Annotated in this window: 8 protein-coding genes; 3 read left to right on the forward strand and 5 right to left on the reverse strand. The window is 66.0% G+C overall.

The features are described 5' to 3' along the window. From GVL61_RS23960 to GVL61_RS23975, 4 genes are all read right to left on the reverse strand, one after another. The coding region (locus GVL61_RS23960; RefSeq protein WP_200845014.1) for an MFS transporter at positions 1-564 on the reverse strand (564 nt) is incomplete at its 3' end. Between the two features lie 186 nt (positions 565-750). Further along, on the reverse strand, positions 751-3,555 hold the full coding sequence (locus tag GVL61_RS23965) for a M14 metallopeptidase family protein (RefSeq protein ID WP_159983717.1): 2,805 nt from the start codon (positions 3,553-3,555) through the stop codon (positions 751-753). A gap of 112 nt (positions 3,556-3,667) precedes the next feature. After that, complete coding sequence (locus tag GVL61_RS23970; RefSeq protein WP_159983719.1) at positions 3,668-4,951, reverse strand: M20/M25/M40 family metallo-hydrolase; 1,284 nt, start codon at positions 4,949-4,951, stop codon at positions 3,668-3,670. Positions 4,952-4,966: 15 nt separating this feature from the next. Beyond that, positions 4,967-7,315 (reverse strand): TonB-dependent receptor, encoded by a 2,349-nt coding sequence (locus tag GVL61_RS23975; protein ID WP_159983721.1) that lies wholly within the window; start codon positions 7,313-7,315, stop codon positions 4,967-4,969. Positions 7,316-7,651: 336 nt separating this feature from the next. On the opposite strand from GVL61_RS23975, the gene GVL61_RS23980 reads away from it, so the two are divergent. The 3 genes from GVL61_RS23980 (at position 7,652) to GVL61_RS23990 (ending at position 11,206) form a co-directional block, all read left to right on the forward strand. Then, the gene (locus tag GVL61_RS23980) at positions 7,652-8,317 is read left to right on the forward strand and encodes a response regulator transcription factor (protein WP_159983723.1); all 666 of its coding nucleotides are present in this window, start codon (positions 7,652-7,654) and stop codon (positions 8,315-8,317) included. Beyond that, positions 8,314-9,828 (forward strand): sensor histidine kinase, encoded by a 1,515-nt coding sequence (locus GVL61_RS23985; protein WP_159983725.1) that lies wholly within the window; start codon positions 8,314-8,316, stop codon positions 9,826-9,828. Before GVL61_RS23980 ends, GVL61_RS23985 begins: the two co-directional genes overlap by 4 nt. A 103-nt stretch (positions 9,829-9,931) precedes the next feature. Beyond that, positions 9,932-11,206: a dicarboxylate/amino acid:cation symporter gene (locus GVL61_RS23990; RefSeq protein WP_159983726.1), complete on the forward strand. Its 1,275-nt coding sequence runs from the start codon at positions 9,932-9,934 to the stop codon at positions 11,204-11,206. Between the two features lie 15 nt (positions 11,207-11,221). On the opposite strand, the gene GVL61_RS23995 is transcribed toward GVL61_RS23990, so the two are convergent. After that, a complete protein-coding gene (locus GVL61_RS23995) occupies positions 11,222-12,616 on the reverse strand; it encodes a PLP-dependent aminotransferase family protein (protein WP_235037887.1) in 1,395 nt (464 codons plus the stop codon). Positions 12,617-12,716 lie beyond the last annotated feature (100 nt).

The raw sequence follows: 12,716 nt of genomic DNA on the forward strand, positions 1-12,716 counted from the left end.
CTCCCGCCCTGCCCCTTGTACCAGCGGAGCTAGGACCATGGCGACCGCCAGCGAACTCGCCGTGCTGAACAGCAGACGGTAGCCCGAGACGCGGCCGCGCGCGCGGCTGTCCGTGGTGATCTGGGCCATCAGCGCGTTGTGCGGCACGTCGATCACTGCATAGGCGCCGCGAAAGACCAGCAGCGCGGCGGCCAGCATCCAGCCCTCGCGCGCACCGGCGGCGGGCATGGCATAAAGCACCGCGAAGGCAGCCGCGCACGGCACCGCGCCGGCCACCACCAGCCAGCGATAACCCCTCCCCGCCTGCCGCAGCCGGATCACCAGCCGCGCCGCCAGCAGGTCGAACACCAGGTCTCCCGCCACCGCCACCAGCATCAGCGTGCCTGCCGCCGTGGCGGAAAGGCCCAGCAGGTCGGTCAGCAGGAACAGGATGGTGAGGTCGGCGCCGGCAAACACCAGACCCTTGCCGAAATTGCCCGAGGAATAGGCGAACAGCCGCCCCTCGCGCGCCAGCAGCGCAAGCGCAGGCCCGCGCCGCTCGAATTTCGAAGTCAGGAACCGCATGTGTAATACCAGCCAGCATGGGCGGGCAGCCGCCACGCTTTCAGGCCCCTAGTGCGGTATTCTTACATTGATGCGACGGTGACGACCTCCACTGTGCTCCCATCAAGACGAATGCCGAAACGACGGCCCGCCGGGCATCCCGTTACCGGGAGCCTGACGGGCCGCAGGAGGGTGGAGGGTAAAGGCTCAGTCGGCAGGCGCGGCCGGTCTGGCGTCGCTGCCCGAAAGCAGGACGCCGTTGAACAGGAACTTGAAGGTGGCGAAGGGCTGGCCGCGCTGGGTCACTTCCGGGCCCATCAGGAATACGCGGCCCTTGCCGAGGCTGCCCTCGACGATGCCCGCGCCGCCATTGAGCAGTTTCTGCCCCCAGGCCCAGCCGGATACGAGCGCATCGTCCTTGTCGAACCAGCTGACCTTGCGGACGGACGGCCCATCCAGTTTGAACACCGGATTGTTGTTGTAGAACAGGTTGACCGTGGGTGCGACTCCGAAGGCCAGGGGATCGCTGCTGTCGACTTTTGCGCTCAGCACCGATCCGGGGACGTAATACTTGGTGGAAGGCACCCGCACCGGCTTGCCGTCCGGGCCATCGGGCGCGAGCAGGTTGCTGACCGGCAGGCCCAGCGTCTCACCCATGCGGCTTGCATTGCCGACTGCGATCACGGTGCCGCCCTCCTTGGCGAATGCGGCGACCTGCGGCAGCGTTTTCGCCTCGGTGATCTTGCCCAGCATCTTGCGATAAGCTGCGGGGATATCGGCGGCGGCGGGCTGATCGCGGGATAAACCGTCCTCGCGGCCAAGCACGTCGCTCTGGAATACCAGCACATCGTATTTGGAACGAAGGGCACCCTTGTCCAGCGCCTGCGGGTAGACGAGTTCGTAGGGGAACTCGTACTGCTCGAAGATCCAGCGCGTCCAGCCCGAGGCCATCGACCCTCCGTAGACGTCGACAAGGCCGATCTTCACCGGCTTGAGCGCCACCGCATCGCCCGCCGGGCGCGCGGCAAGGGCGTGGGCATCGAAGCCCAGCGGGCCGACCGCCGCCGCGACGATCGCGTCCGCCTTGGCTGAGGCGGGAACCCATAGCGCGCCGGGAGCCAGCGTCTTGCCATCCACCGAAGTTGCCGCCTTCAGCCAGAACACCGGCAGGCCGGCCTTCAGCAGGCGGTTGGAAAGCGTGTAGCTGTTGTTGACCGCATGATCGACCACGTAACCGGCCTTGCCCGTGCCGACGATCCTGCCGGCGGGCGGCGCCGCGATCACGTCGGGTATCAGCGGGAACGCGGGCGGCGGCGCATCCAGCACGCGGTCGAAGGCGACGTTCATCTGCAGCGCCAGCGTATAGCCGGTGACGTCGTAGGGCTTGATCGGCGGGCCGCCTTCATAGGCGAAGTCCTGCGGGTGGTCCTGCGGCTCGAACATGTCGAGGACGTGCGGGCGGAACGCCTGATCGCTGCGCACCACGTAGCTGCCCGCCGGGTAGGTCTTGCCCGCGAAGCTGAAAGCGGCCGGGGCCTGCTGCACTTCGATGCCGGTCTTGATGAGGGCATTGAGGAAGCGCACCGTGGTGGGCAGGTCCGCCTGGGTATCGGCCGGGATGATATAGGCGCGCGGCGCGCGTTTCTCGGGCGCGTTGAGGACGGAGGTGTAGAGCTTGGCCGGCACGACCTTCTCGTTGCCCCATCCGCCTGCCAGTTCGTCCTTGCCCGGCGGCGGCAGCTTCTTCGCCTCGTCCTTCACCGCCTCGATCCGCTTGGGCGTGACGATCCAGCTGTCCTGGCTGCCCTTGGCGATCTGGTTACGGCCCATGATATAGCGGTTGTACTGGATCGTCTCGCGGTAGCGCGAGGCATAGTCGAGGATCGCCCGGTCCATCTCCTTCACGTAGTCGAGCGACTGCTGGAAGTGCCAGTCCTGCGGGGCGATCGGCAGCACTTCGTCCTGACGGGGCAACTGGTTGTCAGGCACCAGCGGAATCTTCATCGGCGTGGGATTGCCGATGATCTCGGTCAGGATGCCGATCTGGTTGTGGAAGTAGCCGATGGTGCGGATGCCGCCGTTGAACCACGTCGAATAAGGCGCGCCGGAACGCATCACCGAACCGCCCTTGCCCTGCGCCACAAGGCGCGCATGCATCATTTCGCCCACCACGTCGGTCTGGTTGATGACCAGCGGCTCGTTGTTGAAGTTGTAGGGATCGCGGAACGGCGGAATGAACACCACCGCGCCCAGCGGCCCGGTCTGGTGCTGGTTGTAGAGGATCTGCGGGAACCACTCGCGATAGCCTGCGCGGTTCATGTTGGTGGTCTCGGCCTGGGTTGAGGCGAAGCTGTCACGGTTGTTATCGTGACCGATGTACTTCTGGTAGAGAACCGGGATCGAATCCGTGCTCAGCTTGCGCGGGTTGGCCATGTACCAGTCGGCCACCAATTCCAGGCCGTCCGGGTTGGCGAAGACGAACAGCATGATATCGTCGCCCAGCAGGCGCAGCGTCTCGGGATCGTTGCGGGTGAGCATCTCGTGGATGATCTGCACGTGGCTCTGCGCGTTGACGATCTCGCTGGCATGAAGGCCGGCGTCCATCCAGATCATCGCCTTGCCCTCTGCCGCCAGTTTGTGGGCGGCATCGTCGTCCAGCCCCTTGGCGAGCGCCAGTTGCTGGGCGATCTTGCGGTACTTCTCCAGATTGCGGATGTTGTCCGGCGAGGAGACGATGGCCATGTACTGTTCGCGGCCCTCCTCCGTCTTGCCGATGCTGACCACCTTTATGCGGTCGCTTTCGGACGCCACTTTCGTCAGCCAGCTTGAAATCTTCGTGTAGTTGGCAAGGAAGTAGTCGGCGCCGACTTTGCCGCCCACGACCGTTTCGGGCGCGGTTACGCTGGCGCTTGTCGGCGGGGCGTCCTGCGCGGCGGCGGCCCCTCCCCCCAGCGGGATCGAAAGGCACGTGGCGGCAAGCAGAAGGCTGCGGCGAGGTGGACGGCAGGACATGGCATCACTCCTTGGCACGCGGGGGCCGGGCCAAAGGCCCGCCGACGCTGTTCATCCGGGGGGGCAAGCATAGTGCGGGGGCGAGCCATGCAAGGGCCCGCCCCCGAGGGCATCAGCGCGCCTGCGCGAGGGTCAGCACGGTGGCGAGGCCGACGCCCATGTTCTTGAGGTCTTCAGGCGGGTTCATCTTCATCCCTTCCTCCAGCGAGTGGGCGCGGAAGGTCTCGAAGCCGGAGCCGAGCGTCACCGCCTCCACCCCCAGGCTCATCGGGATGTTGCTGTCGGTCGAACCGGCACCGTACTTCGGCTCCACGCCCGAAGCCTTGGCGACGGCGCCCGCCACCTTGATGATCCGCGCGGTTTGCGGCGTGCTGCCTACCGGCCGGTCACCGATCAGCTTGGCGTCATAGGTGATCTTGCCCTTGGCGGTGGAACGCGCGGCGTTCTCCTCTGCAACGGCGCCGGGCAGCAGGCCCAGGAATGCCTTCTCCTCGGCATCGAGTTCGGGCTTGCCATTGGAACGCATGTCGATCGTCATCGCGGTGGAGAACGGGATCGAGTTCACCGACGTACCGCCTTCGAGGATGCCGATGTTGTAGACCGTCTTGGGCTCCGCCGGGGCCTTGAGCTTGCCGAACGCGACCATGGCATTACCCATCGCGAAGGCCGGGCTGACGATGCCGAAATCGCCCATCGAATGGCCGCCCGGTCCGTTGAAGGTCACCTTGTAGCGGCGCGATCCGGTGCCGGCATTGGTGATCCGCCCCGGCTGGCCCGGCTCGAACGAGATGAAGTACTTGATCTTGTCCTTGTACTTGCCCTTCGAGAACAGATAGCGGGTGCCGCGCAGGTCGCCCGGTCCTTCCTCGCCCACGTTGCCCATGAACAGGATGTCGGCCTTGGTGGTGAAACCGGCGCGGTTCATGGCGCGGATAAAGGCAAGCTGCACCGGCAGGCTGCTGGTATCGTCGCCGATGCCGGGGGCGTAAAGGCCATTGCCTTCGCGGCGCACTTTCACGTTGGTGCCTGCGGGGAACACCGTGTCGAGGTGCGCGGTGACGACGATCAGCGGACCGCCTCCCGTCCCCTTGCGCATGCCCATGACATTGCCGACCTCGTCCATCTCCACATCGGTCAGGCCTTCCGCCTTGAGCATCGCCATATAGGCGTTGCCGCGCGCGGTTTCCTTGAACGGCGGCGCCTCGATCTCGGTCAGGGTGATGATGTCCTGGATGATCGTGTCGTAATCGCTCTTGAGCGATGCCTGCGCCTTGGCGAACTTGGCGCTGGCGACGAGGCTGGCGGCTTCCTTGTCCTCAGGCGTGGGCGCCGCATGGGCGGCGGCGGAGGTAAAAGCTGCGGCGGCCAGCAGGGCGGGCATGATCTTGCTATGCATGTTCGAAAGTCCTCATCAAAACTTAGAGGTAATCGTGGCGCCCACGGTGCGCGGAGCAGTCGTTGCGTAATAGTCGGGCACGCCGGTGGCGCTGGAGATCGTGTTCACGCCGATCTTGTCGAAGACGTTGCGAACGTAAAGGAACACGCCCAGGTTGTCCTTCTGGAAGCCGGCGCGCAAGTTAACGCTGCTGTACTTGCCGAATTCGCGGTAGTTCACGTTGGTCGTACGCAGCTGCGAGGTCATCTTGCCGGTGTAGGTCCAGTCGGCACGCACCATGCCGGAGAAGTCTCCGAAAGCGGGGAAGTTGTATTCCACGCCGGCGCTGGCGGTGGTGCGCGGGATCAACGGCAGGATATCGCCCTTGCGGCCCGATGCGGTCACCTCGGCGCTGATCTGGTCCTCGGTCAGGCGGGGCTTGAGGTAGTGGAAGCTGGCGTTGAGGAACAGGCCGGGCAACGGGACCGCGCTCGCCTCCGCCTCGACGCCCTCGATCCGCGCGGAACCGACGTTGCCGATGTACGAGAAGTTGCCGTAAGTCGCCTGAACCGAGGTCTGCAGGTTGTTCCAGTCGATCCGGTAACCGTCGACGTTGAAGGTCAGCTTGCGGTCGAACCACTGGGTCTTGAGGCCGATCTCGTAGTTCCACAGCGAATCCGCCGCATAGGTCTGCGCCGATGCCGGAATGCCCGGCGTCAGGTTCGCGCCGCCGGGACGGAAGCCCTGCGATGCTGTGGCATACGCCATGATATCAGGCGTGATCTTCAGCTCGGCGTTGAACTTCTTGATGAGGCCGTTGGCATTTGCGGTGATTTCCGAATAGGCGGTGGGGACCTGGCCGTTGAAGTAGTTATAGCCCAGGTTCATGCCGCCAACGGTCTTCTTGTAGTCGTAGTAACGCAGGCCCACGGTGACCGTCAGCGGGTCGAAGATGTGGTAGCTCAGCTCGCCATAAGCGGCCATCTGCTTCACCTTGTCGGTGACATAGCGCGAACCCAGATCGACGAAGGGCTGCTGCATTTCGCCAGTGGCGGGAACGCCCGCGAACACCGCCGTATCCACTCGGTCGTTGCGATCCTCGCGGAACACGCCGAGGGTATACCCCAAAGGTCCGCTGCCGCTGGAGCTGAGACGCAGCTCGTTGACGAAGTTGCGCACGAAGCGCGGCTGGTAGTTGCCGATGGGCTGCTGCGAGGCCGCCCAGCTCTGGTAATCGGCACGCAGCTGCGCCGAAGTCAGGCCGCCCGCCCCTGCGGCGCAGGTGCTGGAACCGGCCACCGATCCCGGGCTGCCCTGTTGCAGCGCCGATCCGCCGAAGGTGTTCTGGAACAGGCCGCAATAGCGGTTCGAGGCGGCGATGCTGGCGTAGTTGTCCGAGTTGTCGTTGGTCTGGCGCACGTCCCAGCGGTAGAACGAATTCGCCAGCGTCAGGGTGCCGATCCCGGTATCCCACTTGGTGTCCAGCGCATAGACCTGCAGCTTGTCGTAAGCCGGAGAGGCGATCTTCTGCTGCGATATGAATTCCCCCACCGAAGGCGCCCACTGCGAAGTACCGCCGAACTTCTGCGTCTGCACGATCCCCATCAGGTTGAACTGCAGGGTATCGGTGGGATGGAAGCCCACCTGCACGCGCGCGCCTTCCAGGACAGAGCGGTTGAGATCCTTGCGGCCGATCGTCGGATCGTCGACATAGCCGGGGTTCTGCTGGCGGTAGAGCACTGCGCGCACGCCCAGCATGTCGCTGATCAGCGGCACGTTGACCGCGCCCTTCAGCGAATAGCCGAAGCCGCCGTGCTTCACCGTCTCGGCGCCCAGTTCGGTGGCGCCTTCGTATTCGGTGAGGTTGGGCTTCTTGAAGATCACGCGCAAGGTGCCGCCCATCGACCCCGAACCGTAGAGCGTGCCCTGCGGCCCGCGCAGCACCTCGACGCGCTCGACGTCGAAGAGGTTGAGGTTGGGAGTGACGCCCGAAGGGTCGGAGCTGGTGCCCGACGGTCCGGTCAGCGGCGTTTCGCCGTAATAGAGGCCCACGGTGCTTTCACCGGCCGTCTGGATGCCGCGAATGGAGATGCGGGTACGCCCGGATTCGCCCGAGATCAGGTTCAGACCCGGCACCTGCCGCGCAATATCGGCAATGCCCGTCGCGCCCAGGTTCTGGAGCGATTTCTCCGACAGTGCGGTGATCGCGACCGGCGTATCCTGCACGCGGGTGGAGCGCCGAAGCGCGGTGACGACGATATCGCCCACGCCCTCGGATGCGGCTTCCTGCGGCGCCGCCATATCCTGGGCCTGCGCCAGACCCGGAACCAGCGCCGCTGCGGACACGGAAAGGTAGAATGCTACGCGACCGAAGTGAGTGGCCATGCTTGCCCCCTGTTTGCAAGCCGATCCGATCCCTGCAGCGATGCCGCCGGGTTTCCTGCGATCTCGTACGCCGCAAGGGATTGGATCTGCTGAAGATGTCGAGTTTCCCTCTCCCGACGTCACAAGGGGTAAGGGGCGCCACCTGTCACCAAGCTGTCACTGATTTGCTGCGCCGCAAAAAGAATCTTGCTCGACATGACAGGTCGGTGACAGGTTCACACACGACACTGCCGAATCATTTCAGGATGTTGCTACCAGAACAGAAATAGCCGCGCGGGGTAGCGCGGAACGGGATGGAATGGGGATGCTGCAACTCGTGCTTAGGGGAGTGGGTTGTTGCGCATATTGATCGTGGAAGACGACGAGCGTCTGGCGCGCGGAATGGAAGCCTCGATGAGCGCGAGCGGCTTTGCCGTGGACGTGGTCGATAGGGGCGAGGACGCGCTCGATGTGCTGGCCAGCGAAAACTACAACGCGGTGATCCTCGACCTGGGACTGCCGGATATCGATGGGCTGGAAGTGCTGCAGTCGCTGCGCGCCGGGGGCAATGCCACGCCGGTCCTGATCCTCACCGCGCGCGATGGCGTAAGCGACCGGATCGCCGGGCTGGACCGGGGCGCGGACGATTACCTGTCGAAGCCCTTCCACCCTCGCGAACTGGAATCGCGCGTAAGGGCGCTGATCCGGCGCAGTCAGGGCACGGCGGACCCGGTACTGCGGGTCGGCGAACTCAGTCTCGACCGCTCGACCCGCGTGGTCGAACTGGGCCGCTGTACGCTGGACCTGCGCCGCCGCGAAATGGCGGTGCTGGAAACGCTGATGGGCCGTCCCGGCAAAGTCGTGACCAAGCAGTGCCTGAATTCCGAGGTATTCAACTTCGCCGATGCGGTCGCGCCCAATGCGCTGGAGGTCTACGTGGGCCGCCTGCGCCGCAAGCTGATGCCGGGCGGGCCGACCATCCGCACCATTCGCGGGTTGGGCTACATGCTAGAGGCCGGATGACGTCACTACGCTCGCGGCTGACGGCGGCCGTAATGGTTCCCCTGCTGGGGCTGGCAGTGACGTTCGGCGGCATTACCTGCTGGATGATCTACCGCTCCAGCGTGCTTACATCGGACCGTATTCTGGTAGGATCGGTGCGGGTGTTGAGCCGCGCGATCGACGCGAAGGATAGCGTGCGCGCCGAGCTACTACCGCTGGCGGTCCACCTGTTGCAGCGCCGTTCGGCGCCGGTCACACATTACAGCATCTGGGATGGTTCGCGGCTGATGGCCGGAGAACCGGGGCTTATCCCGCCGCCGCAGTTCGATCCGCGCCCCGGCGCCTCCATTCGCCGCGTGCCCGCCGCCAGTTTTCCGCGCACTTATCGCAATACTCCGCTGGTGGATGGCTATGTCGACCGGCGCGATGCCGAAGGAGTTATCCAGCCCGCATACCTGCGCGACGCCGTGCTGGGCGGCAAGCCGGTGCGGGTGGCGACCGAAATCCGCAAACTCCACCGCAGCGGCCACCCCGTGGTCATCCAGGTTGCCGACTATATCGACGACCGCAACAGCTATCAGCAGGCCTATTTCCTGCGCGTGGCGGGGGCGGCGGTGCTGATCGCGATGATCGCGGTACTGCTGTTCTACTGGGCGATCACCTGGGGCCTGCGCCCCTTCGCCGCGCTGACCGGCCAGATTGAGAGCGCCCGGCGCGAACCGCCGCCGCATTTCCGCCTTTCGCTGGAGGACCGCGCCCCGCGTGAGGCGCGGCTGCTGGCAGGCTCCTTCAACGAACTGCTGGCCCGCACCGAGCGCGCGGTGGACACGTTGAGCCAGTTTACCGCCAATGCCTCTCACCAGATGCGCACACCGCTGGCGATCGTGCGCGTCCATCTCGACGTGCTGGAACGTTACGGCGCATCGTCTCCGCGCGGCACGGCGGCGCTGGAGGACATCGGCAATGCGGTGATCTCGCTGGAACGCCTGCTGCTCCAGCTCATCGCGCTGGCCCGGACCGAGGAACAGGGCATCGGCGTCGACGCCGGGTTCGACCTTGCGGCGGTGGCGGCGGAACTGGTGGCAAACCGCGTGGTCGGCCTTGGCGACATGGACATCGGTTTCGAGGACGAGGACGGCGCCCCCATCCTCGCGCGCGGCCACGCCATGCTGGCGGGCGAGATGATCGGCAACCTGTTCGACAACGCCGTGCGCTACGGCCGCCCGGACGGCACCGTCACCGTTCGCGTGCTGCGCCGCGAGAGGCTGGCCCGCGTCGAGATCGAGGACGACGGCCCCGGCATCGCGCCCGAAGACCGCGAGCGCGTGTTCGAACGCTTCTACCGCGCGCGGGGTGAAAACGCTCCGCCCGGCAGCGGGCTGGGCCTCTCGATCGTGCGGGCCCTGGCCGAGCGCATGGGCGCGAACGTGCGCCTTGCCGCAGGCGCCGGGGGGCACGGCGTGCTTGCCAGCATCGATTTCATCGCAATCGAAACCGAGGTGGAAGACCTGCCGGTCATGACAGCTTGCTGACAGGGTTTCTGTCGCAGGAACAGGGTCATGGGCCACACGCCGCGCGCTGTGTGCCGACAGGACACCCAATGCTTTCAGCTCCGCCCCCGCTACCCACCACATGATGCTGACATCCCCCCCTTTCTCGCGTCCGGCCCCGCCGCAGCGACGCCTTAGCCCGCTCCTGCAGGTGCGCCTGCTGATCGGCTTTGCCATCGGCATGGGCGGCGGAACCCTGGCCGGACTGTTCGCCCGCGACCTCCCCGCTACCGACCTGCTGATGCGCTGGGTGGTGCGTCCGGTGGAACAGGGCTTCCTTCTGGTCCTGTTCGTGCTGATCGTGCCCCTGCTGGTTTCGGCCATCGTCAGCGCTCTGGCCCGCATCCGCGACACCGCCGGGATGCGCCGGGTCCTGCTTTCCACGCTCGCCTACATGGTTGCAGTATCGACTTCGGCGGCAGTGATCGGATTGGCCATGGCGAACCTGTTCCGCCCGGGAGACGTGGTGCCGGCAGAAATCGGCCAGCAACTGCTGAGCGCGCACGGCCCGCTGCCCCCGCGCGGGTGGCTGGCCACGGCGCTGTCCTATTCCGCCATCGAACGGCCGATCGTCGCAGTGATCCTGGCCTCATTCCTTGTCGGGATCGCCCTGACCCTGCTGCGCACGCGCCGGGCCGGCTGGGTACTGGCCACCAGCGAGCGTGTCTACGATGCCGGGATGCATGTACTGGCGCTGGTGACGCGCTTTGCCCCCGTCGCGGTGGCCTGTTTCATGTTCGACATGACGCTGGTGTTCGGCTGGCACCTGCTGGTGTATCTCAGCGCCTATGTCGGCGTGGTCATCGCGGCGCTGCTGTTGCAGGTGGTGCTGACCTTTTTCGCGGTCGTCTGGATGCGCGGGGGACTTTCGCCGCTGGCCTTCCTGCGCGGAGTGCAGGAACCGGCGCTGATCGCTTTCTGCACCTCCTCATCAAACGCCACCCTGCCCTCTGCGCTGAAAGCCGCCGAGACCGACCTGCACCTGCCGCCCCGCGCCGCCCGGCTGGTGCTGGGGATCGGCACGGTCGCCAACCAGGGCGGCACGGCGATCTACACCGCTGTAACAGTGCTGTTCATCGCCCAGTTCTTCGGCATGGACCTCTCTCTGGACCGGCAGGGTATCGTCCTTGGCGTGGCCGCGCTGGCGGGCATGGGCACCATCGGCGTCCCCGCCGGATCGCTACCGACCGTGGCGGCGGTGCTGGCGCTCAACGGGCTACCGGCCGAGGGGATCGGCCTTGTCGTCGGGGTCGACCGCCTGCTCGACATGTTCCGCACTATGGTCAACGTAGTCGGCGACCTGGCCATCGCCGTCGCCGTCTCGCGCGATCAGCAGGGCCGCGCCGTAGCGCCGCACTGACCCGCCGCCGGACGCTCAGACCAGCGGGCTGGCCCGGCCCGCGCGGTGGTGCAGCATCGCATCCAGCACGCCCAGCGCCCGCGCCAGCCGCTGCCGGTCGAGACTGCCCCCGATCGATACCCGCACCGCGCGCTCGCCGCAGGCCGGATCGACACGGAACTGCTCACTCGACACCACCGAAACACCCAGCGAGCGCATAGCGCCCACCAGTTCGAACGCGGATATTTCCTCACCAAGCGGCACCCACAGGTGATACCCCGCCGCGTCCGCGCGGTAGGACCCGGCAGGCAGACTGGCCGCGACGATGGCCTGACGCGCTTCGCATTCCAGCCGCACCTCGTCCACCAGCCGCGCCCATGCCCCGCTGCGCAGCCACTGCGTGCAAACAGCCATGTTCAGCGGCGGCGGCATCACCGTGGTCTCGTGCGTGTCCGTAGCCAGCCGCAGGGCATCGCGCAGCAAAGGGGCCCGCAAGTACGCGATGCGCAGCGCCGGCGAGATCAGCTTGGAGAGGCTGGCAATGTGCCATGTCCGCTCGGGCGCCAGCGCGGCCAGCGAAGGAACGGCGCTGCGCCCAAGCCGCGAATAGGGATCGTCTTCGATGATGAGTACGTCATGTCGCCGCGCGATCTCGGCGATACGGCGGCGGCGCTCCAGCCCGAGAGTCGCTGCCGTCGGATTGTCATTACCCGGTACGAGATAAATCGCGCGGACGGGCGATGCGGCGCAGGCCCGCGCGAAAGCATCGGGGTCGATGCCTTCCCCGTCGACCGCCAGCGGAACGATGGCAATACCGCGCCGACGGCAGATCGCCGTCCAGCCCGGATAGACGAACGGCCCGGTGCAGACCGCATCGCCCGGCTCCAGCACCGCGCTGGCGACTGCATGAAGCGCCGTCTGCGCGCCGCTGGTGACCAGCACGTTGTCTTCGCCTGCCGCGATGCCCGATGCGGAAAGCCACGCCGCCCCTGCAAGCCTGTCCTCAGGCGCACCGCCTACCGGTTGATACTGCATCCTGTTTGCCGCCGTCGGTCCCTGCAGCACCTCCTGCAAGGTTGCCGTGAACAAGCTCGCGAACGTGCTGCCTGCCGGGATCGGCGGCAGGTTCATGCCGGTGTCGAACGGCGTTACTTCGGCAGTGTCCCCAATCACGGCGCGCGCCCGCACGAAGCTGCCGCGCCGTCCCTCCGCGTCGATCAGGCCCAATCGCCGCGCCTGCGCATAAGCGCGCGAAACAGTCCCCGTATCGACCCCGAGCGCTTCGGCCAGATCGCGCTGCGGGGGCAGCCGCTCACCCGCATTCAGGCGCCCGCTATCGAGATCCCGCCCGATTGCGGCGCAGATCGCCAGGTACACCGGCCCATCGGCCTCCACGATATCCGGCAGCCACTTTTGCGTCGACGATTGCATTGACTTTGTATGCATACAAAACCCATATGAGGCAATAGACGATTCCCGGCATTACCCGCAAACGGACTGACGCCATGACAGACGAAGACCCCGCCGCCCC

It is taken from the genome of Novosphingobium sp. 18050 (assembly GCF_902706195.1).
Classification (GTDB): domain Bacteria; phylum Pseudomonadota; class Alphaproteobacteria; order Sphingomonadales; family Sphingomonadaceae; genus Novosphingobium.